The 26,037-nt window shown below is 62.4% G+C and carries 25 protein-coding genes; 8 read left to right on the top strand and 17 right to left on the bottom strand.

The window, feature by feature from the left end; genetic code table 11:
- The first annotated feature begins 2 nt into the window (after positions 1-2).
- Positions 3-1,085: a sterol desaturase family protein gene (locus tag AB4O40_RS05345; RefSeq protein WP_223541791.1), complete on the top strand. Its 1,083-nt coding sequence runs from the start codon at positions 3-5 to the stop codon at positions 1,083-1,085.
- Positions 1,086-1,303: 218 nt separating this feature from the next.
- On the opposite strand, the gene AB4O40_RS05340 is transcribed toward AB4O40_RS05345, so the two are convergent.
- Positions 1,304-2,062 (bottom strand): DUF899 domain-containing protein, encoded by a 759-nt coding sequence (locus tag AB4O40_RS05340; RefSeq protein WP_056727329.1) that lies wholly within the window; start codon positions 2,060-2,062, stop codon positions 1,304-1,306.
- Between the two features lie 84 nt (positions 2,063-2,146).
- Between AB4O40_RS05340 and AB4O40_RS05335 the strand changes: the two genes are divergently transcribed.
- Both AB4O40_RS05335 and AB4O40_RS05330 read left to right on the top strand, forming a co-directional pair.
- The gene (locus AB4O40_RS05335) at positions 2,147-3,367 is read left to right on the top strand and encodes a helix-turn-helix domain-containing protein (protein WP_223541790.1); all 1,221 of its coding nucleotides are present in this window, start codon (positions 2,147-2,149) and stop codon (positions 3,365-3,367) included.
- 35 nt (positions 3,368-3,402) lie between these two features.
- A complete protein-coding gene (locus AB4O40_RS05330; RefSeq protein ID WP_056727325.1) occupies positions 3,403-4,035 on the top strand; it encodes a Vgb family protein in 633 nt (210 codons plus the stop codon).
- Positions 4,036-4,787: 752 nt separating this feature from the next.
- Here the strand turns inward: AB4O40_RS05330 and AB4O40_RS05325 are convergent.
- The 7 genes from AB4O40_RS05325 to AB4O40_RS05295 form a co-directional block, all read right to left on the bottom strand.
- Positions 4,788-5,648, bottom strand: coding sequence for a CAP domain-containing protein (locus tag AB4O40_RS05325; protein ID WP_056727323.1), 861 nt, complete (start codon positions 5,646-5,648; stop codon positions 4,788-4,790).
- A gap of 270 nt (positions 5,649-5,918) precedes the next feature.
- Positions 5,919-6,293 carry a RidA family protein gene (locus AB4O40_RS05320; RefSeq protein WP_056727322.1) on the bottom strand — a complete coding sequence of 125 codons (375 nt, stop codon included), beginning with the start codon at positions 6,291-6,293 and terminating at the stop codon, positions 5,919-5,921.
- 29 nt (positions 6,294-6,322) lie between these two features.
- Positions 6,323-7,045, bottom strand: coding sequence for a DUF3726 domain-containing protein (locus tag AB4O40_RS05315; protein ID WP_056727320.1), 723 nt, complete (start codon positions 7,043-7,045; stop codon positions 6,323-6,325).
- 1 nt (position 7,046) lies between these two features.
- Positions 7,047-8,762, bottom strand: coding sequence for a hypothetical protein (locus AB4O40_RS05310; RefSeq protein ID WP_056727318.1), 1,716 nt, complete (start codon positions 8,760-8,762; stop codon positions 7,047-7,049).
- Positions 8,763-8,785: 23 nt separating this feature from the next.
- A complete protein-coding gene (locus AB4O40_RS05305) occupies positions 8,786-10,339 on the bottom strand; it encodes a BCCT family transporter (protein WP_056727317.1) in 1,554 nt (517 codons plus the stop codon).
- A gap of 106 nt (positions 10,340-10,445) precedes the next feature.
- Positions 10,446-11,432 carry a dipeptidase gene (locus tag AB4O40_RS05300; protein ID WP_056727315.1) on the bottom strand — a complete coding sequence of 329 codons (987 nt, stop codon included), beginning with the start codon at positions 11,430-11,432 and terminating at the stop codon, positions 10,446-10,448.
- Positions 11,433-11,445: 13 nt separating this feature from the next.
- Complete coding sequence (locus AB4O40_RS05295; protein ID WP_056727313.1) at positions 11,446-12,888, bottom strand: aldehyde dehydrogenase family protein; 1,443 nt, start codon at positions 12,886-12,888, stop codon at positions 11,446-11,448.
- A 91-nt stretch (positions 12,889-12,979) separates the two neighbouring features.
- Here AB4O40_RS05295 and AB4O40_RS05290 point away from each other — a divergent pair, with 91 nt between their 5' ends.
- On the top strand, positions 12,980-13,867 hold the full coding sequence (locus tag AB4O40_RS05290; protein WP_460055698.1) for a LysR family transcriptional regulator: 888 nt from the start codon (positions 12,980-12,982) through the stop codon (positions 13,865-13,867).
- 138 nt (positions 13,868-14,005) lie between these two features.
- Here AB4O40_RS05290 and AB4O40_RS05285 read toward each other — a convergent pair whose 3' ends face one another.
- Entirely contained in the window at positions 14,006-14,794 is a 789-nt protein-coding gene (locus AB4O40_RS05285; RefSeq protein WP_056727309.1) for an alpha/beta hydrolase, read from the bottom strand.
- A 129-nt stretch (positions 14,795-14,923) separates the two neighbouring features.
- Here AB4O40_RS05285 and AB4O40_RS05280 point away from each other — a divergent pair, with 129 nt between their 5' ends.
- Both AB4O40_RS05280 and AB4O40_RS05275 read left to right on the top strand, forming a co-directional pair.
- Entirely contained in the window at positions 14,924-15,868 is a 945-nt protein-coding gene (locus AB4O40_RS05280; protein WP_177336493.1) for an aldo/keto reductase, read from the top strand.
- Between the two features lie 123 nt (positions 15,869-15,991).
- Positions 15,992-16,645 (top strand): peroxiredoxin, encoded by a 654-nt coding sequence (locus AB4O40_RS05275; protein ID WP_056727305.1) that lies wholly within the window; start codon positions 15,992-15,994, stop codon positions 16,643-16,645.
- 140 nt (positions 16,646-16,785) lie between these two features.
- Here AB4O40_RS05275 and yghX read toward each other — a convergent pair whose 3' ends face one another.
- The 6 genes from yghX to AB4O40_RS05245 form a co-directional block, all read right to left on the bottom strand.
- A complete protein-coding gene (gene yghX, locus AB4O40_RS05270) occupies positions 16,786-17,673 on the bottom strand; it encodes a YghX family hydrolase (protein WP_056727303.1) in 888 nt (295 codons plus the stop codon).
- Between the two features lie 163 nt (positions 17,674-17,836).
- Complete coding sequence (locus AB4O40_RS05265) at positions 17,837-18,238, bottom strand: heme-binding protein (protein WP_056727301.1); 402 nt, start codon at positions 18,236-18,238, stop codon at positions 17,837-17,839.
- Positions 18,239-18,257: 19 nt separating this feature from the next.
- Positions 18,258-19,475, bottom strand: coding sequence for a glycolate oxidase subunit GlcF (glcF, locus tag AB4O40_RS05260; protein ID WP_056727299.1), 1,218 nt, complete (start codon positions 19,473-19,475; stop codon positions 18,258-18,260).
- Between the two features lie 3 nt (positions 19,476-19,478).
- Positions 19,479-20,543, bottom strand: coding sequence for a glycolate oxidase subunit GlcE (glcE, locus tag AB4O40_RS05255; RefSeq protein WP_460055703.1), 1,065 nt, complete (start codon positions 20,541-20,543; stop codon positions 19,479-19,481).
- On the bottom strand, positions 20,543-22,042 hold the full coding sequence (glcD, locus tag AB4O40_RS05250; RefSeq protein WP_460055706.1) for a glycolate oxidase subunit GlcD: 1,500 nt from the start codon (positions 22,040-22,042) through the stop codon (positions 20,543-20,545). The genes glcE and glcD overlap by 1 nt, the downstream gene beginning before the upstream one ends.
- A gap of 130 nt (positions 22,043-22,172) precedes the next feature.
- A complete protein-coding gene (locus AB4O40_RS05245) occupies positions 22,173-23,936 on the bottom strand; it encodes an L-lactate permease (RefSeq protein WP_460055709.1) in 1,764 nt (587 codons plus the stop codon).
- Between the two features lie 179 nt (positions 23,937-24,115).
- On the opposite strand from AB4O40_RS05245, the gene AB4O40_RS05240 reads away from it, so the two are divergent.
- A complete protein-coding gene (locus AB4O40_RS05240; RefSeq protein WP_056727288.1) occupies positions 24,116-24,352 on the top strand; it encodes a hypothetical protein in 237 nt (78 codons plus the stop codon).
- Positions 24,353-24,389: 37 nt separating this feature from the next.
- Here AB4O40_RS05240 and AB4O40_RS05235 read toward each other — a convergent pair whose 3' ends face one another.
- Entirely contained in the window at positions 24,390-24,650 is a 261-nt protein-coding gene (locus AB4O40_RS05235) for a hypothetical protein (RefSeq protein ID WP_056727286.1), read from the bottom strand.
- On the bottom strand, positions 24,647-24,928 hold the full coding sequence (locus AB4O40_RS05230) for a hypothetical protein (RefSeq protein ID WP_409079548.1): 282 nt from the start codon (positions 24,926-24,928) through the stop codon (positions 24,647-24,649). Before AB4O40_RS05230 ends, AB4O40_RS05235 begins: the two co-directional genes overlap by 4 nt.
- Before the next feature lie 44 nt (positions 24,929-24,972).
- On the opposite strand from AB4O40_RS05230, the gene AB4O40_RS05225 reads away from it, so the two are divergent.
- Entirely contained in the window at positions 24,973-26,037 is a 1,065-nt protein-coding gene (locus AB4O40_RS05225; RefSeq protein ID WP_460160137.1) for a hypothetical protein, read from the top strand.

Raw genomic sequence — 26,037 nt, 5'->3', positions numbered from 1 at the left:
GTATGGATGTTCTTGCCACAATCCATCTTTATTTATCCCAATGGGTGATCGAACCGGTCACCCGGCAGTTCCTGGGCATTTTCGACTTCAACGGCAGACTCGGTCTAGCCTTTCTCTGCATGTCTTACGGCGTCGCCTACTGCCTGTTCCGCTACCGAGAATCCCGGGGCCTGACCGACGCTCGCTCATTCGGGCAGTTCATCGGCGGCCGCCGGGTGTACCTGCATCGCTCGGCACTGCTGGACTACCGCTACTACTTCGTACTCGCCATCCTCAAGGTTGCCCTGGTGCTGCCCATCGTCGGTCTGGTGGATCCGTACGTCTTGCGTTCAGCGGACTACATCGCGTTCTTCACCCAACTATGGGGCGCGCGTACGCAAGTGGAGGAGCACCTGGCGTTGACCCTGCTCTATGGGCTGGGCGTATTTCTGGTCAAGGATTTCAGCCATTACTGGGGCCATCGCGCTTTCCATTCGCGGTACCTGTGGGCCTTCCACAAAGTCCATCATTCGGCGCCCGTGCTGGTGCCGGCGACGGCCAGCCGCGTGCACTTTCTGGAAGAAGTGGTCGAAAAGCTCACGGACATCATCTGCGTCGGCGCGTTTGCCGGTGTCTTCTGGTACGTCTGTGGCGGGGAGATCAGCCGCTATACCTTGTTTGGCGTGACCTACATCGTATTCATCTTCAATGCCCTGGCGGCCAACCTGCGTCACAGCCATGTCTGGTTTTCCTTCGGGCCGGTGCTGGAGCGGGTACTGAGCAGCCCGGCGCAACACCAGATTCATCACAGCGATGCACCGCGACACTTCAACAAGAACTTCGGCATCAACCTGTCACTGTGGGACTGGATGTTCGGCACGCTGTACGTCACCCGGTCCACACCCGAGGCCATCCATTTCGGTACCGGCGAACAGGATCACGAGCGTTACCTGACGCTGCAGGGCTTGATCGTCACGCCTTTCGTGGATATCGCGCGCAAACTGCTTCCTGGGAAACCCTTGAAAGCACAGCCTGAAAGCGGATCTGATCCGTATTTTTCAGCGCAATCTGCCTCTGTAACGAATACAGCCGTCAGCCCACAATAAATCTCCGGTACGGCGGCACATGCCGCCCTGTACCGCCAATTCATTGTGTGGGAGGCCCCATGGCCAAGATGACGATTTTTCTCGGCGGTTTTCTGCTGTTGACCATCCTGATTGGCATGCTGGCGACGATTCCGCCGGCGTGATTACACACCGCCGATCACTCTGATTGCCTGGTGTGCCAGCTCCGTATCCATGGAGTGTCGACCCCGCCTCCGCGCTCACCGGTACTCATCATGCCGACGCCACCAGGGCCCCGTCTCATTGCGGCCCTTGGGCGCGCGGTCGAGCCATTGGTACATGCTCCACAATCCGTCCAGACCCCGCGCGTAGGTGGAGTAGGTGTGATAGATCGCGCCGTCTTCCAGCACGAACGTACTCAGCCCCGGCCGGTCGCGGGTATAGGTGGGCGCATCGGTGCCACAGGTCGCGGCGAACTGTTTCACCGGTTCCGGTATTTCACTGGCGTCCATGGCATGGCCGCCGCGCTGGTAGTTGTATTCGACCAAGCCTTCGCGCTGCTGGGCTTCGGTGAAATAGACATTGAAGTCGGCGGTGAAGTCGCTGTCGGCGGCCGAGGCCCAGGGGAAGGTCCAGCCCATTCGGCGCTTGTAGGCCTGCAGTTTCGCCAACGGTGCGCGGGATATCGCCAGCAGGGTCACGTCGTGGTTCGCCAGGTGGACGACGACGGGCTCGAAGCCATCGGCGATGGCTGAGCAGGACGGGCAGCCTGCCGTGTAGTCGGGGCCGAACATGAAGTGGTAGACCAGCAGCTGCGAGCGCCCTTGAAAGAGTTCGGCCAGGGTGGCGCTGCCGTTGTCGGTATCGAAGCGGTACGTCTTGTCGAGGCGAACCCAGGGCAATGCCTGGCGTTGCCTGGCCACTTCATCGCTGCGTCGGGTCAGGGCCTTTTCCGCTTCGAGCAGTTGCAGGCGAGCCGTCAGCCATTGGTCCCGGGACGCGGTTGTGTGGGTGTTCATCGTTCTACGCTCCTGGTGAAAGGTCGTGATTTAGACTAAACCCGGGTGTCAAATGATGGGAGTGACAAGCGTGGCGGGATTTCCATGGACTCGATGATTACGGCCGCCGCACAGGCGCTGGCGGCGGGCAATCCGCTGGGCGCACTGGACCGCGTGGCCTTGCGTGACGATGCGCCGGCGCTTGCCCTGCGCGGTATCGCCATGGCGCAACTGGGCGATCTGGTGCGGGCCAGGTCACTGGTCAAGCGTGCGCAACGGGCATTTGCGCCCAAGGAAGTGCTGGCCCGGGCGCGCTGTGTGGTGGCCGAGGCCGAAATCGCCCTGGCTTCGCGGGAGCTCGGGTGGCCGGTCAAGGCGCTCGAAACGGCGCGGGTCACCCTTGAACACCACGGTGACCGGGTCAATGCCGCCCATGCGCGCTACCTGCAAATTCGCCGTTTGCTGTTGATCGGGCAACTCGACGAGGCGCAGCAGTTATTGACCGGACTCGATCCCGGCCGATTGCCGCCGGCCTTGCGGGCAACCCATGAACTGGTGCTGGCGGGCATAGCCATTCGGCGCCTGCAATCGCACGTGGCGCGGGGGGCGTTGAACAGGGCCGGGCAGGCTGCCGGTCAAGCCGGGATTGCCGCGCTGATCGCTGAGGTCCAACACGCTGCGCATCTGCTCGATGCCCCCGCGGCACGCCTGATTGCCCAGGGTGAAGTACGGCCGCTGTTGCTCGATGATGTTGAAGCGTTGTTTTGTTCAACGTCACTGGTGGTGGATGCCTGCCGGTACGTTGTGCGCGGTTGTGGCATGTCGGTATCGCTCGCGACGCGGCCGATTTTGTTTGTGCTCGCCCGTGCGTTGGCCGAGGCGTGGCCCGGCGACGTTGCGCGGGAAGTGCTGATCGCCCGGGCGTTTCGCCTGAAGCTCTCGGATGAATCCCATCGTGCCCGGCTTCGCGTGGAAATCGGCAGGTTGCGTAAAGCGCTCAAGCCGTTGGCTGGTGTCATCGCGACGGCCCGCGGTTATGCCCTGCAATCGCCAGTGTGTACGCAGGTGGTGACACTGGCGCAACCGGTCGAGGAAAAATTTGCCGCGGTATTTGCCTGCCTCGCCGATGGCGAGTCGTGGTCGAGTTCCGCCCTGGCACTGGCGCTGGGTACCAGTCAGCGCACGGTGCAACGGGCGCTCGATACACTGGCGGAGCAGGGCAAGGTGCAGTGGTTTGGCCGTGGTCGCGCACGGCGCTGGATGACGCCGCCCGTGCCGGGATTCGCGACGACCTTGTTACTCCCGGCGCCGCTGCCCGGTGGTTAGGATGAACGCCACCAACCCCCGTCGAGGAATGCCAGATGAAACAAGCAACTGCTGAAATCATTCGCGAATATGGCCCGTTTGCCGATGTCGACCACGTGTGCGGCGTCACCTGGGACGGCGAAAAGGTCTGGTTCGCCTGCAACAGCAAAATCAACGCCCTGGACCCGGAAAGCGGCAAGGTGCTGGGTTCGATCAATGTCGCTGCCCATGCCGGCACCGCGTTTGACGGGGAGCACCTGTTCCAGATCGCCGAAGACCGCATCCACAAGATCGACCCCCGCAACGGTCGTATCCTCTCAACCATTCCTGCCCCCGGCGCAGGCACCGATTCGGGGCTGACCTGGGCCGAAGGGACGTTGTGGGTGGGCCAGTACCGTGAACGCAAGATCCACCAGATCGACCCCGAGACCGGCAAGATCTTGCGCACCATCGAATCCAACCGTTTCGTCACCGGCGTGACCTGGGTGGACGGTGCGCTGTGGCACGGTACGTGGGAAGGCGATGAGAGCGAATTGCGCCGCATCGATCCGCAATCGGGCGAAGTGCTGCAGAGCCTGACAATGCCCGAAGGCGTGGGCGTGTCGGGGCTTGAGTCCGATGGTGGCGAGCGGTTGTTCTGCGGTGGTGGCGATAGCGGCAAGGTGAGGGTGGTGCGTCGGCCTTCGTGAGGCGCAGCGGCCAGGTCAACAGGTACAACCTTTGTGGGAGCGACGGTGCGGCGATCCGCCCTGCTCGCGAATGCGGAGTGTCAGGCAACATCAATGTTGACTGATTTGACGCTATCGCGAGCAAGCTCGCTCCCACAGGATTAGCGGGTGTACGCAAAATCTGCGAGCAGTCGAAATCACTGTGGGAGAGTGTCAGGCAACATCGATGTTGACTGATTTGACGCTATCGCGAGCAAGCTCGCTCCCACAGGGTTAGCGGGTGTACGCAAAATTTGCGAGCAGTCGAAATCAATGTTGAATGTGCTGGCCACATCGCGAGCAAGCTGGCTCACACAAAGGCAGCTGCCCTGGCGAAATTCATCTATTACAGTCATCTGCGCACTGATAGTATTTTTCCGTCCTGCCATGTTTTCTGCTGGTCGAAATCGGTCTAAAAGCCCGGTTGGAAAACGCTCCTGTTTTGCTATCCTCAAACCTGTAGGTGAAGACGCAGACTGATGCGCAAAAGGATAGCAAGGAGACGTGGGGCGCGTTCCGAAGGGTACACGGTTAGAAAGATCCCCGCGCTGGGATCCAGCCCTTATGCCGTGTGAAGCAGAAGAGTTCCATTACAGTTTCACGACTCTTTTGTGGGAGGCCTGATAAACCTTGTAAGCCGGAGACCAGCACCGGCCACCTACTTGTTACATCCACCCACAAAGCCCGCTCAGTGCGGGCTTTTTAATGCCCGCGAGGTGGGTCCGGCCGGCGGCTCAAGGCGCGCCAAACAGCATCGTCCAGTAGACACCGTTGTCGCTGCGGGCGTTGGCGGCGTAGGCGGCACCGACCTGGGTGAACATCGGGTTCATCAGGTTGGCGCAGTGCCCGGGGCTGGCGAGCCAGCCGGCCATGGCCTTGCTGGGTGAGCCTTGCCCGGCGGCGATGTTTTCACCGATCTGCCGGCCACGGTAGCCGGCGGCCTTGGCACGGTCATAGGGCATGTCTCCGTCGGGGGCCTGGTGGGCGAAATAGTTGCCGTAGGCCATATCCTTGCTGTGGTTTTGTGCTGCGGAACCCAAGGCGGCACTCCAGGACAGCGGCCGCGCGGCGCCAAACCGCTGGCGACCGCACATGCGCGGCCTGGCCCGGGCGGCGTTGACCTGCGCCAGCAACGCCTGTGCGGCGCTGCGTGGGTCGCCGGTTTTCCCATCGAGCACCGGCCGTGCCAGCACCACTTGCCATTCACTCCCGGCGCGGCTGACGCCGATGTCGGCGTATTGGTTGTCGAGCAGTGCGGCGCAGTGCTCGTCCTGGAACAGATCGAAGGCTTCTTCGGCATCCCGTGCACCCACCACGCGAATCGACCGCACCATGGTGGCCTGATAGCCGGAAGCCTTTAACCGGTCCCGCAGCCCACCGCCATAGCCAACAGGCAGGGCCAGGTTCGACTTGAGCGTCAGGGGTGATAAGCGTTGCGTCGGCCGCCGGTCGCAGCGTTGCGGATGGGCGCGATAGTCGTTGATGGCGTCTACCAGTTGCCGTTGCCCATCGGCATGGGCGGGGCTTGCATAAACGGGGAGCAGGGAAAACAGGCACAGCGAAGAAAAGCGCAAGGCAACGGCGGTTTGGCGCATGGACGGACAACTCGGATGAGATGACGACGATAGGAGAGGAAAAACGCTCGGGTATGACCGGGGTCTGGAGACAAGGTTCACGGCGCGAGCGAACCTGTTTGTAGCCGGAACCGAATGTCCGACGAAGGGTAGGACTTTTGTGGGAGCGGGCTTGCTCGCGAAGATGGCCTTTCAGGCAACAGAGATGTTGACTGATCTACCGCCATCGCGAGCAACCTCGCTCCCACAGGTTTTGTGTACATCAGTGACCCGCAAGCGGACCTGAATCGATCAATCCATGCAGGCGTACACCACCAGCTCCACGAGCATTTCTTCCCGGGCCAGGCCCGCCACGACCATGGCGGCGCGGTTAGGGTAGGGCGCCTGGAAGTACTCGGTGTAGAGCGCATTCACGGTTGCCAGGTAGCTGCGGTCAGTGACGTAGATCAGTACCTGGGTGACCGCGTCCAGCGAGCTGCCGGCGGCTTGCAGGGTATGGCGCAGGTTGTCCAGGGTCTGCCGGGTTTGTGCTTCGATGCCGCCGCTCACCACCTGGCCCTGGCGGTCGATGGGGATTTGCGCGGTGTACAGCGTGCCGTTGCCGACAACAGCCCATTCCAATGGCGCGCGCGAGGCAAAGAGGTCGGTCTTGATCGCCTGTTTCATTGATGATTCCTGATACGGGTTTGAGGGGCTTACCGGGCGTCGCTGCCTTCACCGGCTCCACGGCGACGGGATTCTTCGGTGCTTTCCACCAGCACCCGTTCACCCAGCTTTTTCAACTGGGCCCAGACTTCATCATTGACCTGCAGCCCGCCCGCGGCTGCCGGCTGACTGAATTCAAGCGTCGGGGCCGCGTCTTCGGCACTCAGGCGTGGCAGCAGCGCGAAGTGTCTGGAAATCAGCACGTTGATGCTTTGCTCGTCGCCCTGCGCCGGTTGCGGCAGGTCATATACCCGCAAGGCCGGGTGGGTGTTCCCGGCGCTGAAGGTGGCCACCAGCTCCTGCCGGGCATCGCGCCAGTACACACAAAAATTCAGGCCTTCTCCGGCACAGCGCGCCAGGTAGCCCAGCAGCAGGATGCGGTTGTGGCAATGGCGGACGCGGATCAGCGCACTGCCGCGGCGCAAGGCCTTGCTCACCCCCAGTTCGATTGCCTGGGCGGCGCAGCGCAATACGCTCTGGCCATGGGCGTCGAGGGTCAGTTGCGTGGCGTCTTCGTAGCAGGTTTCGATGGGGCGATCGACTTCATCGTGAAGGAAGTCCAACGCTTTTTGCAGCGCGCCGATACCGTCGAGGCCTTGCTGTTGCAGCCTGGCAATCATTTCGGCGGCGTCGTCGCAATCACCGGGTGCAAAGCCGATGCCTTCGAAGGCCTTGCGGCAGATCACCTGGATTTCATTGAGCGATACACGCATTTCAGAGTGCTCCGGCAGCGTTGGTCAGTTCAGGCATGACGGCAAAATTCCAGTCGTCGGGGAACGGCTGGCCGATCTCGCTGACCAGCGGTGCCCCCTGAAACAAGGTGATGCGCACCCAGCGGCTGGACTTGGGGTCGAACTTGCCGGCGCCGAAGAACGCCAGCTTGCAGCGCAGCAAGTGGATCGGCAGCATGCCGCGGTCCATCAGGTTGGCGCGGATTTCCCCGAAGGCGCAGCGGGCCATGCCTTGCAGGCGGCAGACCGTGCCTTTGAACTGCGGTAGCGCCAGCAGAAAGTGCGCGGTCAATTGCCGTGGGTGTTGCTCGCGGTAGGCCAGCAGGGCGCGATGACAACGTTGAATGTTGTGCGCGATCCCCAACTGCATTTCCTTCTCGGCGCCTGGCTCCATGGCCCGCTCGCCCAGGCGTGGTTCTTCCTTTTCCGCCGAGCGATACCAGAAAAAGTGGTTGGCCTCGGCGTCGCTCAAGTCGTAGTCGAGCGCCCAGCGGTACTTGGTCTCGATGAGATCGCACAGCTCATCCAGTGGCATCTCGGCGTTCAGGCGAAACCCCTCGTTGACCGACATCTGCTCGGCCAGCGGATCGACCTGTTCGGGGTACAACTCCAGCAGCAGGCTGACCAGCAGTTCCTGGCAACCGGTGCCGACGTTCACCTCGGCCCAGGCTTGCAGGCGTGACCACAACCCCGCGTTGACCGACTGGCCCGCGAACCACTCGGCCAATTGCTCGAGATCGGCCAGCGTCTGCTGGTCGATGCCGCTTTGCCGTTGGTCCTCGGTGCTGGTTTGCTGCAAGTGCCGGCGGGCCCGTAGCAGCAACGCCTGAAAGCGCTGGGCATGAGGCAAGTCAGCCGCTTGCGCCACAACCTGCGCCAGTGCGGTTTCCCTGGCCCACAGCCATTGGTTGACCAGTTGCGGGTGATTGATCAGGAACGGCGCCATGCCCAGCCCCGTGGAATTGCCGACCCCAAGGTAACGCTGCAGGGCAGGGTCCAGGCCCACCGCCCGCTGTGGATTGCGCGCCCGGGCCATGTGTTCGATCTGCTCGATGCTGAAATGCCGCAACAGATACACGGTGAACATCTGGGCGCTGAAGGGTTGTGTGAAGTCCGCAGTGCCTTGCAGGCAACTGAAGTCGGCGATGCCGAACTTGCCGTTGCCGTACACCGCGGTGGTGCGATACAGGTAGCCGACCTCGGCCAGTTGCCGCGGGTCTGGCTGACAACCTTCGGCCAGCGCTTCGAGGAAGCGTTCGAAGTTGCGCAGGCTGCGGTTGGCCCGCGACAGCACCAGCACTCGCGAATCAAAACGCCCGGCTTCCTGCAACGGCACATTGCGTCGCAGGTCAGCCAGTTGCTGCTCATCGACATCGCCGGCGAGCAGGACAAAACTGACATCCCACTGATCGGCGATGACCCGGTCGCTGCGCTTCTCCGGCGGCAGGTACGTGGAGAAAATCACGCAGTGATAGTGGGCACTGGCGGTGTCGATGCGGTAGATCGCCGTACCGAAGCCCTCGGCATCCAGGTCGAAGCAGGTGCGCTGGATGCGCCACTGCTCGTTCATCATCCGCCGCATGCTGCTGCGCACGAAACTCAAGCGGCTTTGAAAGTGGCTGCCCAGTCGCTCCAGGTCCATGACCCGGGCGGTGGGCCGCAAGGCCGAAGAGGTGTCTGTGTCGGTGTGCGACATCATTGCGATTCCTGAACTGTTCATCGTCAGACTGCCTGTTCGCGAGCCATCTGCCGGGCGATGCGCAGAGCATCCCAGAGCGACGGCAGGATCAGCAGTGAAACCGGTACGGCAGTAATTACGATAAAGGATTGCAGCGCCGTGACCCCGCCCGAACCAATGGTGATCAACACCACCGCGGCCAGGCCCATGCCGATGGCCCAGAAGGCACGCAACCATGGCTTTGGCTTGTCATTGCTGGACATCGCCATCGCCACGGTGAACGCCATCGCATCGCCGTTGGTGGCCACGGAAATGAAGCTCAGGAACAGGAACAGCGCCGAGATCAGTCCACCCAGGGGCAGGTTCTGGGTCACGCCCAGCAGCAGATCTTCGGGCTGCGCGCCGTGGGCGGTGACGATGCCTGGCGTCTGCAATTCCATGCCGATGCCGGCGCCACCGACGATGGTGAACCAGAACATGGTGACCAGCGGTGCGATGATCGACAGGGTCATGATCACTTCACGGATGGTCCGGCCACGGGAAATCTTCGCCACATACAGGGCGACCATCGGCGCGTAGCCAATGAACCAGCCCCAGTAGAACACCGTCCACCAGTCCAGCCATTTCGGATCGGCGCGGAACAGGGTCATCGGAATGAACTGCTCCAGGTGCAAGGCGAACGCGGTGGGAAAGCCGCCGAGAATGAAAGCGGTGGGCCCCAGCAGCACCATGAACACCGCCAGGCCGATCATCAGCCAGACGTTGATCCCGCTGACGAAGCGGATGCCTTCGAGGCCGACCAGGCAGGAAATGGTGTACATCACCGTGACCAGCACGATGGTGATGGACTGCACCATCAGGTCATTGGGAATGCCCCAGACCGAATGCAACGCACTGCTGATTTGCAGGCCGAGGAAACCGATCGGGCCGATGGTCCCGGCGACGACGGCGATGATCGAGGTGGCGTCCGCCAGCGTGCCGATCGGGCCCTTGAGCGCACGCTCACCGAACAACGGATAGAGCAGGGTACGCGGTGCCAGTGGCAAGCCTTTGTCGTAGTGCAAATGCATCAGCACGATGGCCAGCAGGCTGCCCAGCACTGCCCAGGCCAGAAAGCCCCAATGCACGAACGATTGCGCGAGCGCAGCGTGTGCGGCGGCTTCGGTGTGAGGCTGCACCCCGGCGAACAACGGTGGCGGGCTGGCGAAGTGCATCATCGGTTCCGCTGCCGCCCAGAACGCACCGCCACCGGCGAGCAGGGCGCACATGATCACGGCGATCCAATTGAAGGTGCTGGTATCGGGACGCTGGTCGACGCCGCCCAGGCGTACCCGCCCGCATTTGCTGAAGCAGATGAACAGGCTCATGGCGAAGGTCGCCAGCATCAGGATCTGCCAGTACAAGCCAAAGAACTTCGTCGACCAGGCGAACAGCGTATTCACCAACAGCGATACGCCATCGATGTTGATCAGTGCCGCGATCAGGAAGGCGCCGAGGAAGCCGCCACTGATTAAAAACAGCGGCCAGTCGATGTCTTTTTTCGGCGGTGCGAGGTCCAGTGGCTGGACGTCGGCTTGCAGGGAGTCGGATGTTTTCATGATGCCTCCAAAATACGCGCCTGGGGCTGTGCATCGCCGGTCGGGGAGATGAACGGGAGGCTATTGTTGTTATTTTTCATGCTGTCCTCACGGTGTCGATCAAGAGTCAGTCTTGCGCCGTCGTAGCGTTTTCCAGCAGGCGCAACCAGTTGAGTCCCATGATGTTGCGTACCTCGTCCTCGGCGAAGCCACGGTCGCGCAGGCCCTGGGCGATGACCGGGAAATCCCGGCTGTCGCGGAACCATTGCAGCGGTGCCGGCCAGTTGGCGTTGTCCTTTGATCCTTCGCCGTAATCCTTGTCTTTGCTCCAGCGCCCGTTGCGCATCCATTCGAGCACTTGCAGGGGTTGTTGCTGGCACAGGTCGGTGCCGATGCCGATGTGTTCGACGCCCATCAGCTCCGCCGTGCTGGCGACCATGTCGCAGAACGATTCCAGGGTGCAGCCCGACGCGCCCTTGAGGTGAAACGGGTAAGTACTGAAACCCAGCAGACCGCCGGACTCGGCGATGCCGCGCAACACCGCGTTGGACTTGTTGCGTTTGGCCGCGTGGAAACTCGACGGGTTGGCGTGGGAGACGATCACCGGCCGGCTCGACAACTCGATGGCTTCCAGGGTGCTGCGCTCGGCGCTGTGGGACATGTCGATCAGCATGCCGACGCGGTTCATCTCGCGGATCACCTGGCGGCCGAAACGGCTGATGCCATTGTCTTCGGTCTCGTAGCAACCGCTGGCCAGCAGGCTCTGGTTGTTGTAGGTGAGCTGCATGATCAGTACGCCGAGCTGGCGGAAAACCTCCACCAGGCTGATGTCGTCTTCGATCGGCGAGCAGTTCTGGAATCCGAAGAAAATCCCGACGCGGCCTTCCTGGTGTGCCAGGCGAATGTCCGAAGCCTCGCGCACCGGACGAATCAGCTCGGGCCAGGTTTCGAAGCGCCGGTTCCATTCGCCGATGCGCGACAGGGTTTCCCTGGCGTTCTCGTGGTAGGCGATGGTGGCGTGCACCGCGCTCAGGCCACCGGCCTGCATCTGGCGAAAGATCTCTTCGTTCCAGTGGGAATATTGCAGGCCGTCGATCATCAATAAATCGTGCATGGTGATCTCCTGTTCAAGGACGCACGTAGGTGGTCTTGACCACGGTGTAGAACTCGCGGGCGTACTGCCCTTGCTCGCGCGGCCCGAAGCTGGAGGCTTTGCGGCCGCCGAACGGCACGTGGTAATCGGTGCCGGCGGTGGGCAGGTTGACCATGACGCAACCGGTGCGGGCACGGCGCTTGAAGTCGCTGGCATAACGCAGCGACTGGGTGATGATCCCGGCGGTGAGGCCGTATTCGGTGTCGTTCAACACGGCGAGGGCTTCTTCGTAATCGCCGACCCGGATCACACAGGCAATCGGCCCGAAAACCTCTTCGCGATTGATGCGCATGCTGTTGTGGGTGTTGGTGAACAGGGCGGGGCGCATGTAGTGCCCGGCCGGTTGCAGGTTCAGCAGTTCGCCGCCCTCGACCAGGGTTGCGCCTTCGTCTTCGGCCAGTTGCAGGTAATGAAGGTTCTGCTCCAGTTGCCGGGCTTCAGCCACCGGGCCGATCTGCACCCCTTGTCCGAGCGCATGACCGACCTTCAGTTGACGCATGCGTGCCACCAGCGCCTCGACGAAGCGGTCATGGATGCCGTCGCAGACGATCAATCGCGAAGAGGCCGTACACTTTTGCCCGGTACCGAAGAAGGCGCCGTTCAACGCGCATTCCACGGCGATTTCGAGGTCGGCGTCATCGAGCACCACCAAGGCGTTCTTGCTGCCCATTTCCAGTTGGCAACGCACCAGATTGCCGGCGGTGGCGACCGCGACGCGGCGACCGGTCTGCAGGGAACCGGTGAAGGTCAACGCATCGATGTCGGCGGACTGGATCAGGCTTTCGCCAACCACCGCGCCGCTGCCCATGACCAGGTTGAAGGTGCCGGCGGGCAAGGCCTGGCGGCTGATGATTTCAGTCAGGGCCCAGGCACTGGCCGGTACCAGGTTTGCCGGTTTGAACACCACGGCGTTGCCGAAGGCCAGGGCCGGGGCGATCTTCCACGCGGCGGTGGCCATGGGGAAATTCCACGGCGTGATGATGCCGATCACGCCGACCGGTTCACGCTGGACTTCGATCTCGATGCCGGGACGTACCGAGGCGGCTGTCTCACCCATCTGACGCAGCACTTCAGCCGCGTAGTAGTGGAAGAACTGCGCGGAGCGATTGACTTCGCCGACGCCCTCGGCCAGCGGCTTGCCTTCTTCCCGGGAGAGCAGTTCGCCGAGTTCTTCCTTACGCGCCATCAACTCGTTGCCGATGGCCATCAATACTTGCTGGCGCTGCTCCAGGCCACTGGCGGCCCATTGCGGCTGGGCATCGCGGGCGGCGGCGATGGCATCCAGCGTCTGCTCGGCGCTGGCCTGGTGGTAATGGCCAATGAGGTCTTGAACATCCGAAGGGCTGTGGTTGGCGATAACGCCCTGGCCTTCGCACCAGTTGCCGCCGATGTAGTTTTTGTAGGGTTGCAGTGCCATGGGAACCTCCGATTGCGTTGGCCCCATCTTGAGAGTATTAGTCTGCAAATAAAAATTAATAATAAATATGAAATGATAAGGAAAACTTACCGTGCTTCCCGAGCTGAAGATTACCCAACTGCGCTATTTCGTCCTGGTTGCCCAGTTGAAAAGCTTCCATGGCGCGGCAAGGCAGGCCTATCGCACGCAACCGGCGCTGTCCCTGGCTGTGCGCGAACTGGAGCTGAAACTCGGCCAGCCATTATTCGAAAAGGGCGGCAAAACCGAACTGACGCCATTCGGCGAGCACTGTTTGCCGCTGTTCCAGGATTTACTGGCGCATCACGACCGCATCGCCCGGGAAGTCAGTTTGCTGGCGCGGCATGAAATCGGTCAGGTGAGCATCGCTACGGTGCCGTCGGTGGCCAGTCGGTTGTTGCCGCATCTGCTCGCGCGGTTTGTCAGCGAGCACCCGAAAATGCAGATCAGCATGCAGGACGGCAATGCCGACAGCGTGCAGCAGTTGTTGGTCCAGGGGCAGGTGGATTTTGCGATCAGTAGCGTGTGGGCGGCCGACGAAAACATTGAGTTCGTGCCGATCCTGAGTGATCGGGTGGGTGTGGTCTGCCGCCACGATCATCCGTTGGTGGCCCAGGCTGAGGCACTGCATTGGTCGAGCCTGCAAGCCTATCCGTTAGTGCGCAATGGCACCTCGCGCTTGCTCGCGGGCACGGAAGCGGCGGGGTTGCTGGACAGCAGTCTGCTGTTCGTCTCCAACATGATTTCGCTGATTGCGATGCTTGAAGAGGGCATTGGCATCACCACGTTGCCGTCCCTGGCGTTCCCGCAGGGCAATGAGAAACTGACGTTCCTGCCGCTTTCAGAACCGCGGCTGGAACGCCAGATCGGCATTCTGTGCCGCAAGGGGCACAGCCTGTCGCCAGCGGCAGCCGAGTTGATGGGCTTTCTCAAAGCGAACATGCAGATGATCGATCTGTAAGGTCAGTGTTCGTGTGGGGGCTCCGGGGGGGCGCTCGGACGCAACTGCGGGTAATCGTGCGCGGCGACTTAAGGGCTTGTCTGTGGCGAGGGAGCAAGCTCCCTCGCCACAGGTCACAGGTATGTTCTACCTTGCTTGCTACAACCCATCCCCCAGCGCCTTTAAGTATTCAGGGCTTTCGCCGATCGAGTTATGCCCCGTCCCCGGTATCACCCGCAATGACGCCACGCCTTTGGTGAAGTGCGTGTACAAACGTTCGGTGCTCGGGCGCGGAATCACCTCGTCATGCTCGGCCGCGATCAACAGTGTCGGCACCGTGATGCGGGCGGCGTACTGCCAGGACGGGTATTTGTCCTTCAACAACCAGCGCACCGGAAACCAGCGAAACTGCCGGGCGGCGAGCCCTTCGAGGCTGTTGTAGGGCGTGATCAGCACCAGTCGCGCGGCCGGGCGTTCGCTGGCCAGGCGCACGGCCACCCCGGAACCCAGGCTGCGGCCGACCACCGCCACATGCGGATGGCTGGCATGTACCTGGTCGAACAAAGTGATGGCGTCGCGGGCAATGGCCTCTTCGGAAGGCGAGCCGGAACTGCCGCCATAACCACGGTAATGCAGCAGGTACAGGGCGTAGTCAGGGAACGCTTGAGAGAACCCGGGCAGGTTGTGCGAGACGTCTTCGGCATTGCCGCCAAAATAAATCAGTGCGTTGGGACCTTCGTGCGGTCGGATGGAAACCAGCACCTGCGCGTCAGCGACCGGCAGGGTGAGCAGCATCCCGGCGGTCCCGACGGCGCGTGGTTGCGGGTAGTAGATCAGCGCCCGCTGGAACACGAACAGCGCCACGCACAGCGCCAGGTACAACGCAGCGACGATGACGACGAGTAACAACAAGGTGCGTGACATTCGACTAACGTTAGTGGGCGGCATTGACTGCTCGGGGTTTGAAAGTGGCTGGCGCCGCAAGGCTTTCTGAGTGTAGTCAATCGACCCTTGGCGCGGGTTATCCGGGTTGTCGGCGCAACAACCCGGACCCCGGCGACTGGTGAGAAACGTTTTATGAGCCATCCTGAGGGTTACACCCGTAGAGAAGTACTCACGCTGGCTGCCGGTGCTTCGGCGGTCTTCACCTTCGGTCAGGCGGGGGCACAACCCGCGCCGTCGACGGGAACAGGAGGCAAGACCATGCAGACCCGCGTCATTCCTTCCAGCAACGAGTCCTTGCCGATCGTAGGCTTGGGCACTTACCGCGGATTCGATGTCGAGCCTTCGCAACCGGCCTACAAGGACTTGCCCGCAGTGCTGGATGCCTTGTTCGACAAGGGTGGCAAGCTAATCGACAGCTCGCCGATGTACGGTCGCGCCGAACAGACCATAGGCGAGTTGCTGTCGATCCATGAGCCGCGCTCGCCGGCCTTCCTGGCCACCAAGGTGTGGACCCGGGGCCGCGAAGAAGGCATCGCGCAGATGGAACAATCCTTCGCCCTGTTGCAGACCGACCGGATCGACCTGATGCAGATCCACAACCTGCTGGACTGGCAGACGCACCTGCCGACCCTGCGCCACTGGAAGGAAGCAGGGCGTATCCGCTACATCGGCATCACCCATTACACGGCATCGGCCTATGAAGAAGTGGAAGCGGTACTCAAGGCCGAGCCAGTGGATTTCTTGCAGATCAACTACGCCCTGGATGATCGCGGCGTCGAGAAACGCCTGCTGCCGTTGTGCCGCGAGCGGGGCGTGGCGGTGATTTGCAACCGGCCGTTTGGCGGTGGCGGCTTGCTGGCCAAACTGAAAGATAAGCCGCTGCCAGGCTGGGCGGCGCAGGTCGGGGTCAAGAGCTGGCCGCAACTGGCGCTGAAGTTCCTGCTGTCACATTCGGCGGTGACCTGCGTGATTCCCGGCACCGGCAACCCGCGCTACATGGCGGAAAATGCCCGGGCCGGTTTCGGCCCGATGCTGACCGATGCCCAGCGTCAGCAATTGATTGCGCTGGTGGGCTAGCGACGTGTTCAACCCGTCGCGGCGAGTCGTCGAACCTCTCCTATACTGATTCGCGTCCATGCCGTGGGAAGTGCATTCGCTGCCCTGACGGCGTCCCTGTCCATCACTGCAAGGAGATCGAACATGGCTATCCGCATTGGCGACGAAGCACCGGATTTCACCGCCGACACCACTGAAGGCACCCTCAATTTTCACCAATGGATCGGCGATGGCTGGGCCATCCTGTTTTCCCATCCCAAGGATTTCACCCCGGTGTGCACCACCGAACTGGGTTACCTGGCCAAACTCAAGCCGGAATTCGACAAGCGCAACACCAAGGTCCTGGGCCTCAGCGTCGACCCGGTCAGTGACCATAACCGCTGGGTCGGCGACATCGCCGAGACCCAGGGCACGGCGGTCAACTATCCGCTGATCGGCGACGAAAACCTGGTGGTGGCCAAGCTCTACGACATGATTCACCCTAATGCCAGCGGCGGCGCGCGCACGGCGGTGGACAACGCCACGGTGCGTTCGGTGTTCATCGTCGGCCCGGACAAGAAGGTCAAGGCCATGCTGATCTACCCGATGAGCGCCGGGCGCAATTTCGATGAAGTGCTGCGTCTGCTCGATTCCCTGCAACTCAATGCCAAGCACACCGTTGCCACGCCGGTTAACTGGCGGCCGGGTGAAGACGTGATCATCCCGACTTCAGTGTCTGACGAAGACGCGAAGAAGAAATACCCGGATGGCTTCAAGACCCTGAAGCCGTATCTGCGGACCGTGGCTCAGCCGAAGTAGTCGCCATTAGTGATGCCGCCATCGCGAGCAAGCTCGCTCCCACAGGTTCCTGAGTCGTTCACAGACAGGTGCTTCGACTCGGACCCTGTGGGAGCGAGCTTGCTCGCGATGAGGCCAGCCCTGCCGGCCTCAACCTCTGGTCAAACCAGATACTTGCGAAACCAACCCAACGTCCGCTCCCACGCGAGCTTCGCCGCCGCCTCGTCATAACGCGGTGTCGAATCATTGTGAAAGCCATGGTTGCAGCCAGGGTAGATATAGGCCTCATAGGTCTTGCCCCCGGCCTTCAACGCTGTCTCATAGGCGGGCCAGCCTTCGTTGATCCGCGTATCCAGTTCGCCATAGTGCAACATCACCGGGGCCTTGATCCGGGGCACTTCCTCGGCCGTCGGCTGACGGCCATAAAACGACACGGCGGCCCCCAGTTCCGGATAGGCCACGGCGGCGGCGTTGGTCACGCCACCGCCGTAGCAGAACCCGGTGATGCCGACTTTGCCAGTGGCGGCAGGGTGTTTCATCATCCACTCGACGGCGGCGAAAAAGTCGTTCATGAGCTTTTCCGGGTCAACCTTGGCCTGCAGCTCGCGGCCCTTGTCGTCATTGCCGGGATAACCGCCGACCGAACTCAGGCCATCCGGGGCCAGGGCGATGAACCCGGCTTTGGCCACACGCCGGGCCACGTCTTCGATGTAGGGGTTGAGCCCACGGTTTTCGTGCACGACCACCACCGCCGGCACCTTGCCGGTGGCCTTGGCCGGACGCACCAGATAAGCGCGAACCTGGCCGTGGCCCTTGGGCGAGGGGTAGGTGATGTATTCGGCAATGATGTCCGGATCGGTGAACTCGACTTGCTCGGCCAGCGCATAGTTTGGGCTTAGCGCGGCGAGCAGGGCTCCAGCGGTCAAACCGCCGAAGGTAAACAACGCCGCGCGATCGAGAAACTCCCGGCGGTTGATCTTGCCGTGGGCGTAGTAGTCGTAGAGTTCCAGCAGTTCAGGGGCGAAGTCTTTGGCAGTTAGACGGGTCATTGCTGCAACTCCTCTCGGCTGGTTTAACACGGACTCTGTGGGACGGACCTTGTGGGAGCGAGCTTGCTCGCGATGGCGGAGTGTCATTCAACATCGATGTCGACTGGTCTGCCGCTATCGCGAGCAAGCTCGCTCCCACAGGGGGAATGGTGATGCCGACATCTTATTTCAGGCACTGCGCCCCGGCCTTGGCCACCTGCGCATCCTGCCCGGGCTTGACGCCCGACACCCCGATGGCACCAATCACCTGGCCATCGAAAACAATCGGCACGCCACCCTCAAGTGAAGTCAGCAAGGGGGCTGAAAGGAAAGCGTAGCGCCCGGCGTTGACCATGTCCTCATAGCTTTTCGATTCGCGCCGCCCGAGGGCTGAAGTGCGGGCCTTTTCGGTGGCGATGTAGGCACTGCCGGGGGCGCAGCCGTCGAGGCGTTCGAGGGCCAGCGGGTGGCCGCCGTCATCGACCACCACTATGGTCACGGCCCATTGATTGGCCTGTGCTTCGGCGCGGGCGGCTTTGATGATCTGGCCGACTTCGGCCTGGCTCAGGACGGCTTTGCTGTTCATGGGCATCTCCAGGGTTCGGTTAAGGCAGGGCGGCTTCGACCAGTTCGATCCAGTGTCGCACCGGGGTTCGGCCCGCGCCGTCGAGGTGCGACTGGCAGCCGATGTTGGCCGTGACAATGACCTCGGGATGGCCGCTTTCCAGGGCGTTGAGCTTGTTGTCGCGCAGTTGTCGCGAGAGTTCGGGCTGGGTCAGCGAATAGGTGCCCGCCGAACCGCAGCACAGGTGGCCGTCGGGGACGGAGGTCAGGTTGAAACCGAGTCCGGTCAGCAGCGCTTCCACGGCACCGCCGAGTTTCTGCCCGTGCTGCAAGGTGCAGGGGCAATGGAAAGCCAGGCGTTGCGAGGCGTGGATGCCAAGTTTTTCCAGCGGTTCGTCGCGCAACACCTCCACCAGGTCCCGGGCCAGCGCGCTGACCTTTTTCGCCTTGTCGGCATAGGCCGGGTCGCTGGCGAGCAGGTGGCCGTAATCCTTGATGAAGGCGCCGCAACCGCTGGCCGTCTGCACAATCGCCTCGGCACCTTTTTCGATGCCCGGCCACCACGCGTCGATGTTGCGCCGGGCACGGTCGAGGCCGATGGCCTGGGCGTCCAGGTGGTAGTCCACGGCGCCGCAGCAACCGGCTTCGCGGCTCGCGATGACGCTGATCCCCAACCGGTCCAGCACCCGCGCCGCCGCGGCGTTGGTGTTGGGTGACAGGCTGGGCTGCACGCAACCTTCGAGCATCAGCACCTGACGCTCACGCACGGTCACGGGGCGCTGTTTGGCCGGCGATGCATTGCGCGGCAATTTGCTTTGCAGGGTGCCGGGCAGCAGCGCGCGGAACACCTGGCCGCCATTGACCAGACTCTTGAACAGCTCTGGATGCGGCACAGTCTGGCGCAACCCCTCGCGCAACAGGCGCTGACCCAGCGGGCGCGGCACCGCCGCATCGACCACCGCCCGGCCGATGTCCAGCAGGTTGTGGTAATCGACGCCCGACGGGCAGGTGGTTTCGCAGTTGCGGCACGACAGGCAGCGGTCCAGGTGCTGTTGGGTCTTTTGCGTGACGTCGTTGCCTTCCAGCACCTGCTTGATCAGGTAGATACGGCCCCGTGGTCCGTCCAGTTCATCGCCGAGCAATTGATAGGTCGGGCACGTGGCATTGCAAAACCCGCAGTGCACGCAGGTGCGCAGGATGCTTTCGGCTTCTGCGGCGCGGGGCAGATGGCTGGCGCGTTCACTCAAGGTCGTCTGCATGGTTCATAGCTCCGCGTACAGGCGTCCGGGGTTGAAGATGCCCAGTGGATCGAGTTGTTGTTTGAGGTTGCAGTGATAACGCATCAGCGCCGGTGGCAGCGTATGGAAGGGGCTGTCGGACAGGCCGTGGCTGAAGCAGGTGGCATGGCCGCCGACCTCGTTGACGACCTGGCGGATGTACGCGGCATCGGCATCGGATTTCAGCCAGCGCTGGGCACCGCCCCAGTCGATCAACTGGCGCCCCGGCAGCGACAAAAGCGGCGTGTTGTGTGGCAACGACAGGCGCCACAGCGGTTGGTCTTGATCGAAGAAACTCAAGCGCTGTTCATTGAGATCGTCCCACCAGTAAGCCTCCAGACGTTCGCCACCGAGGCGCTCATGGGCCGCCGCCACCGATCCCTCGCCGCCCTCCAGTCGCAGGTGCAGGCGCGAACCGTCGTGACAGGCCGCACTGATCGGCAACGGCTGCTGGCCCCATTCCGCCAGGCGCAGCAAGGCCCGTTCGGCGTCCATTTCCAGGCTGATGCTTAAGGCTTGCCGGGGTTTGGGCAGCACTTTGAGGGAAACTTCGGTGATCAGCCCGAGGCTGCCGTAACTACCGGCCATCAGGCGCGACAGGTCGTAGCCGGCGACGTTTTTCATCACCTCGCCACCGAAGCGCAACAGCTTGCCGTGGCCGGTGATGACCCGCGTGCCGAGCACGAAATCCCGCACCGAACCGGACCACGGGCGCCTTGGCCCGGACAGCCCGCAGGCGATCATGCCGCCGACGGTGGCGCCGTCGCCGAAGGACGGTGGCTCGCAGGGCAGCATCTGTTGCGCGGCGTCCAGCACCTGCGCCAGCTGCGACAACGGTGTGCCGCAACGGGCGGTGATCACCAGTTCAGTCGGGTCGTAACTGACGATGCCCCGGTGCGAACGGGTGTCGAGAATTTCCCCGGCCGTGGTGCGCCCGAGAAAGGCTTTGCTGTTGGAACCCTGGATGCGCAACGGCGTGGCGTTTTCCAGCGCCTGATTGACCTGTTCCAGCAGTGACTGGCTGTCATCGAAATCTTCAGGGCTGCGCATCAGAAACGCTCCAGCTCGGGGAAGGGCAACTGACCGCCGTGTATGTGCATGGCACCGAATTCGGCGCAGCGGTGCAGGGTCGGAATGTTCTTGCCGGGGTTGAGCAGGCCACCGGGGTCGAAGGCGGTCTTGACGGCATGGAACAGGGTCAGCTCATCGCTGTTGAACTGCGCGCACATCTGGTTGATCTTCTCGCGGCCCACGCCGTGTTCACCGGTGATGCTGCCGCCGACTTTCACGCACAACTCCAGGATCTTGCCGCCCAGGGCTTCGGCGCGATCAAGTTCACCGGGTTGATTGGCATCGAACAGGATCAGCGGATGCATGTTGCCGTCGCCGGCATGGAACACGTTGGCCACCCGCAGACCGTATTCCTTCGAGAGCTCGGCGATGGCGTGCAGCACGCCGGGCAGTTCGCGACGGGGGATGGTGCCGTCCATGCAGTAGTAGTCCGGCGAGAGGCGGCCCACCGCCGGGAAGGCATTCTTGCGCCCGGCCCAGAAACGCACGCGCTCGGCTTCGTCCCCGGCCTGGCGCACCTCGATGGCGCCGGCCTGTTGCAGCACCTGGCGCACCCGCTCGCAGTCATCCGAGACATCGGCTTCAACGCCGTCGAGTTCGCACAGCAGAATGGCCTGGGCATCCACCGGATAACCGGCGTGGATGAAGTCCTCGGCGGCGCGGATGGCCAGGTTGTCCATCATTTCCAGGCCGCCGGGGATGATGCCGGCGGCAATGATGTCACCGACGGCGCGCCCGGCTTTTTCCACGGAGTCGAACGCCGCTAGCAGCACTTTGGCGGTCTGGGGCTTGGGCAGCAGCTTGACCGTGACCTCGGTGATCACCCCGAGCAGGCCTTCGGACCCGGTGAACAGCGCCAGCAGGTCGAAACCGGGGGCGTCGAGGGCGTTGGAGCCCAGGCTCAGGTGCTCGCCATCGACGGTGAGGATGTCGACCTTGAGCACGTTATGCACGGTCAGGCCGTACTTCAGGCAGTGCACGCCACCGGCATTTTCCGCGACGTTGCCGCCGATGGAGCAGGCGATTTGCGAGGATGGGTCCGGCGCGTAATACAGGCCGAAGGGTGCCGCCGCCTGGGAGATCGCCAGATTGCGTACGCCGGGCTGTACCCGCGCAGTGCGGGCGGCGGGATCGATGTGCAGGATGTTGTTGAAGCGCGCCATCACCAGCAGCACGCCTTTCTCCAGGGGCAGCGCACCGCCGGACAACCCGGTGCCGGCGCCACGGGCCACGACGGAGACGTGCAGTTCATGGCAAACCCGCAGCACCCCCTGGACTTCCTCGATGTGCCGGGGCAGCACCACCAGCATCGGCGTGGTGCGATAGGCCGACAGGCCGTCGCATTCGTAGGGCTTGAGTTCCTCGCGCTGATGCAGGACTTGCAGATTCGGCAAGCGGGTTTGCAGGGCCTGCAACAGCGCCTGTTTGTCGACATCGGGCAGGGCGCCGTCAACGCGTTCATCGTAGAGAATGTTCATGGGTTCACGATTCTCGCAGGAGGCCACTGACCTTCATCATTGGCCTGATACAGCCGACTGTCCATTGGGATGTTTGTCTGCACGACGTACCATGTGGGAGCGAGCAAGCCCGCTCCCACAAGGGGTCGATTCAGCGCCCGCCCACCACCATGTGGCTGAACGGCGCGACGTAGGCCTGCAGCGTCACCAGGCCACCGACCAGGATCGCCAGCACAATCGAGTGGAAGAACACGTAGCGCAGGATTTCCCCTTCATGGCCGTACCAGCGGGTGGCGGTGGAGGCGACCACGATCGACTGGGCGTCGACCATCTTGCCCATGACCCCGCCGGAACTGTTGGCGGCGGCCATCAACACCGGGCTGATGCCCAGTTGCTCGGACGTCACCCGTTGCAAACCGCCGAACAGCACGTTGGACGCCGTGTCCGAGCCGGTCAGCGCCACGCCGAGCCAGCCGAGCAGGGTGCCGAACATCGGGTAGAAAATGCCCGTCGCGGCGAAAGCCAGGCCCATGGTCGCATCAAGCCCCGAGTAGCGCGTGAGGAAGCCCAGCGCGAGCATTGCCGCGATGGTGATCAGCGAATAACGCACCACCCACAGGGTGCGCAGGTACTGGTGAATCAGTTGCGGGATCGAGTACCCCATCAGCAAACCGCCGACAATCGCCGCCAGCAGAATGCCGCTGCCGGTGGCGGTGAACCAGGTGAACTTGTATACCGCTTCTTCGGTTTTCGGCGCGGCCACCACGGGCGGGACTTTCTCGACCTGCAAGTGCAGGGTGGTGAAGGTCACGACCGGCGCAAACAGCGGATTCGCCTCGCGCATCGGCTTGCCCTGTGGATCGAGCTTGGCGGCACTGGTTTGCGGGTCGATGGCGGGGCGGGTGTCGAAGGTGTTCTTGAAGCCCTGGGTGCCCCAGATGAACACGAAGACCGTCAGGATCAGCCACGGCATCCACGCCCGCATCACTGCCGGTTTTGCCTCATTGGCAAAGGTTGCAGTGGGTACTGGCTTTTCGTCGTGCTCGGCGTCGATTTTCGAGTTGTCGACCCGGCCGGTCAGGGCGGCGGACGTGTGTACGGTGGCCGGTTTCCACACCTTGAGGAAACCGGTCAGGCAGGCCATGGAAATCAGTGCGGCGATCACGTCCACCAGCATCGGCCCGTGATAGTTGGACACCAGGAACTGCGGTACGGCAAAACTGACCCCGGCCACCAGGATCGCCGGCCAGATTTCGAGCATCTTGCGCCAGCCGGCAAAGGCCCAGATCAGCCAGAACGGCACCAGCACCGAGAAGAACGGCAACTGCCGGCCGACCATCATCGACAGTTCCATTTCATCGAGCCCGGTGACCTTGGCCAGGGTGATGATCGGCGTGCCGAGGGCGCCGAAGGCCACGGGGGCGGTGTTGGCGATCAGTGCCAGCCCTGAAGCGGCAAGTGGCGAAAACCCCAGCCCGATCAGGATCGCCCCGGTCACCGCCACCGGCGTGCCGAATCCGGCCGCGCCTTCGAAAAACGCCCCGAAGCAGAAGGCGATCAGCAGCAATTGCAGGCGCCGGTCATCGGTGATGCGCGCCAGGGAGTCTTGCAACACCTTGAACGAACCGTTCTCGGTGGTCAGGCGGTGCAGGAAGATGATGTTCAACACGATCCAGCCAATGGGCAGCAGGCCGTTGGCCGCACCGAACAACGCCGCCGAACCGGCCATGCCCGCTGGCATGCCGAAGGCGAAGATCGCGATCAGCAAGGCCGAGGCCAGGGCGAGCAATGCCGCCAGGTGCGCCTTGACATGGAAAAACGCCAGGGACGCCAGCATCACCACTACCGGCACCGCCGCCATGAGCGTTGAAAGCACCGGGTTACCGAACGGATCGTAGACTTGCTGCCAGACCATGTTCCACCTCTGCTTTTTATTGTTGGACGTGCAGATCCCCTGGGGGGAGGTGGTCTTCAGTATAGGTGGCATTGCGCCGCTGTCAGGGCAGGCCTCCGGTCCTGCCAATCGGCGCATTCCGGAGGGCTGAGCTAGCATGGCCAGTAGGGTTTGAATTCAGCCAGGGGAGCAATGCAGTCATGACCGAGCGCCATATGGAGCACAAGGAAACGCTATCGAACGGATGCAACATCAAAGTCACGGCCGAGATATTGAAAGACGGTTCGTTGGGCATGTTCATCGGTATCTATCGGCCGGACGGTACGGCCATCGATGAAAACCACGACCCACGGCCGCATATGCTGGACATGGAAGCGGCGATGGATTGGGGGATCGATATTGCCAAGGGGATCGGCAATAGCCAGCGAACATTGTGAGCGGTGCCGTCTGTGCCCGGGCGACCGGCGGTCGCTGTCAGAACCCGAACGAACGTGCCGAGCTTTTTGCCAGTTCGACTTCCAGCAGATGCTCGACCAGCAGGTCATTCAAAAACCGGAACTGATCATTGAGCCCGACCACTTCGTTGCTGAAGTGATGATCGGCTGCCGGGATCAGCAACGCCTCGAAATTTTTGTCGAACATCAGAGTCAACTCTTTACATGACTCGAATTCCTGCGCGTAGAAATTGTTGCCGAACACCGGGAAACGTACGGCGAGGGTGACAGTGTTAATCATGATGTTTGTTCCTCGCTCAGGACGTACCAGGCAAACACACTCAATGTGAACGCCGTCAGGGCCAGGCAGGTCAGCAGATGGATCAGCATGAGGTTCCCCTCCGGTTCGGGGCTTCGTGTTGGCTTGGGATCGATCCTACGCTGACGGCGTACAAGCGGAAGGCAATCGCGGCGATGGTGAATATCGACGCCAGTGATGGTGGTTTTTGTGCTGATGATGCGGCCCCCTTCGCGGCCATGCACATGCCGCCACCTATACTCAAAACAGAGGTTGTCCAATCACCGAACCTCCGGTTCGATGACAACTGTAGGAAGCCGCCATCGTGAACCTGCGTTCGCTGATCATTACCGTGCTGGTGGTGTTGGCAGGCTGCGCCACACCGCCGCGTGCGCCGGTGGAAACGGCACCGGTCATCGTTTCAGCGAGCACCTGGCAACAAGTGGACCGGGAGATCGTCGCCGCGTCGCAGTCGGCCACCGAGCAGACCCGAATCTACTCCCGCGGTGCCATGGATTACTGGCGTACCCGGGTCTATGAATTGACCGAACAGAATTTCATTCCATGGTTCAGCAGTTACTGGACCCAGGAATGGCTGTCGATGAAGGTCAGCTGGTACACCCTCAGCGCCAAGGGCGAGCAGGACGCATCGGAAAAACGTCTGGCGGCCTACCTGCTCGAAGCCTATCAAGAGAAGGTTCTGGCCCCGGTGGCGCTGGAAGTCGATCCCGATTCGATTCTGGGCCTGTCAGTGGCGTTCTACGTCGACATCCTCAAGGAAGAGCTGCAGAAGATCTCTACCCGCCACGGCGTGCCGATAGCCCAGCTCAACGGGCGTATCCAGAAAATCCCGGCCATCGCCCTCGGTCCACCCCCGGCGCGGAACGCCTCGTTGTACCAGATCGTGCACACCGACCCGCTGAACACCTTGCCGGCCTACGCCGCGCTGATCGACAAAATCCACAAGGCCGGCGGCGACAGGGGCGTGGGTTCGACCGACACCGCGATGGCGCCGGTGGCCGAGCGCGCCAGCCGGCGGATGGAAGCCGAGATGGCCCCGCGTGGGGCCGCCAGCGCCGTGGCCGCGGCCGCCGGAAAACTTGCCGGTGGCTTGATCACTGTAGGGGTGGCGGGCATTCGCGCACTGATTCAGGCCAACGACCGGCCCGACAGTGAGGCGCTGATCCGCAGCAGCCTGGGCAATACCTTCGACAAGGCCTGGCTCAAGCTGGTGCAGAACCCGACGACCGGCGTCATGGCCGGCACGCTGTACATGGCAGGGCAGATCGAAGGCAGCCTGGCGGACCGCACTGCACCGCCGGTCGGTTTGAGCGCCGGGACTGTCGATTTGACGCCATCGCAACCGACTACCCAGCAGAACACCCCATGA

The organism is Pseudomonas sp. S2_F07 (assembly GCF_054668325.1).
The sequence above is the reverse complement of the archived record's forward strand: the minus strand, read 5'-3'. Positions and strand labels throughout refer to the sequence as shown.

What these genes read in the sequence shown, in the direction of transcription:
- AB4O40_RS05345 (WP_223541791.1), top strand. Translation starts at nt 3, where the DNA reads ATGGATGTTCTTGCCACAATCCATCTTTATTTATCCCAATGGGTGATC.
- AB4O40_RS05340 (WP_056727329.1), bottom strand. Translation starts at nt 2,062, where the DNA reads ATGAACACCCACACAACCGCGTCCCGGGACCAATGGCTGACGGCTCGC.
- AB4O40_RS05335 (WP_223541790.1), top strand. Translation starts at nt 2,147, where the DNA reads ATGGACTCGATGATTACGGCCGCCGCACAGGCGCTGGCGGCGGGCAAT.
- AB4O40_RS05330 (WP_056727325.1), top strand. Translation starts at nt 3,403, where the DNA reads ATGAAACAAGCAACTGCTGAAATCATTCGCGAATATGGCCCGTTTGCC.
- AB4O40_RS05325 (WP_056727323.1), bottom strand. Translation starts at nt 5,648, where the DNA reads ATGCGCCAAACCGCCGTTGCCTTGCGCTTTTCTTCGCTGTGCCTGTTT.
- AB4O40_RS05320 (WP_056727322.1), bottom strand. Translation starts at nt 6,293, where the DNA reads ATGAAACAGGCGATCAAGACCGACCTCTTTGCCTCGCGCGCGCCATTG.
- AB4O40_RS05315 (WP_056727320.1), bottom strand. Translation starts at nt 7,045, where the DNA reads ATGCGTGTATCGCTCAATGAAATCCAGGTGATCTGCCGCAAGGCCTTC.
- AB4O40_RS05310 (WP_056727318.1), bottom strand. Translation starts at nt 8,762, where the DNA reads ATGATGTCGCACACCGACACAGACACCTCTTCGGCCTTGCGGCCCACC.
- AB4O40_RS05305 (WP_056727317.1), bottom strand. Translation starts at nt 10,339, where the DNA reads ATGAAAACATCCGACTCCCTGCAAGCCGACGTCCAGCCACTGGACCTC.
- AB4O40_RS05300 (WP_056727315.1), bottom strand. Translation starts at nt 11,432, where the DNA reads ATGCACGATTTATTGATGATCGACGGCCTGCAATATTCCCACTGGAAC.
- AB4O40_RS05295 (WP_056727313.1), bottom strand. Translation starts at nt 12,888, where the DNA reads ATGGCACTGCAACCCTACAAAAACTACATCGGCGGCAACTGGTGCGAA.
- AB4O40_RS05285 (WP_056727309.1), bottom strand. Translation starts at nt 14,794, where the DNA reads ATGCCGCCCACTAACGTTAGTCGAATGTCACGCACCTTGTTGTTACTC.
- AB4O40_RS05280 (WP_177336493.1), top strand. Translation starts at nt 14,924, where the DNA reads ATGAGCCATCCTGAGGGTTACACCCGTAGAGAAGTACTCACGCTGGCT.
- AB4O40_RS05275 (WP_056727305.1), top strand. Translation starts at nt 15,992, where the DNA reads ATGGCTATCCGCATTGGCGACGAAGCACCGGATTTCACCGCCGACACC.
- yghX (WP_056727303.1), bottom strand. Translation starts at nt 17,673, where the DNA reads ATGACCCGTCTAACTGCCAAAGACTTCGCCCCTGAACTGCTGGAACTC.
- AB4O40_RS05265 (WP_056727301.1), bottom strand. Translation starts at nt 18,238, where the DNA reads ATGAACAGCAAAGCCGTCCTGAGCCAGGCCGAAGTCGGCCAGATCATC.
- glcF (WP_056727299.1), bottom strand. Translation starts at nt 19,475, where the DNA reads ATGCAGACGACCTTGAGTGAACGCGCCAGCCATCTGCCCCGCGCCGCA.
- glcE (WP_460055703.1), bottom strand. Translation starts at nt 20,543, where the DNA reads ATGCGCAGCCCTGAAGATTTCGATGACAGCCAGTCACTGCTGGAACAG.
- glcD (WP_460055706.1), bottom strand. Translation starts at nt 22,042, where the DNA reads ATGAACATTCTCTACGATGAACGCGTTGACGGCGCCCTGCCCGATGTC.
- AB4O40_RS05245 (WP_460055709.1), bottom strand. Translation starts at nt 23,936, where the DNA reads ATGGTCTGGCAGCAAGTCTACGATCCGTTCGGTAACCCGGTGCTTTCA.
- AB4O40_RS05240 (WP_056727288.1), top strand. Translation starts at nt 24,116, where the DNA reads ATGACCGAGCGCCATATGGAGCACAAGGAAACGCTATCGAACGGATGC.
- AB4O40_RS05235 (WP_056727286.1), bottom strand. Translation starts at nt 24,650, where the DNA reads ATGATTAACACTGTCACCCTCGCCGTACGTTTCCCGGTGTTCGGCAAC.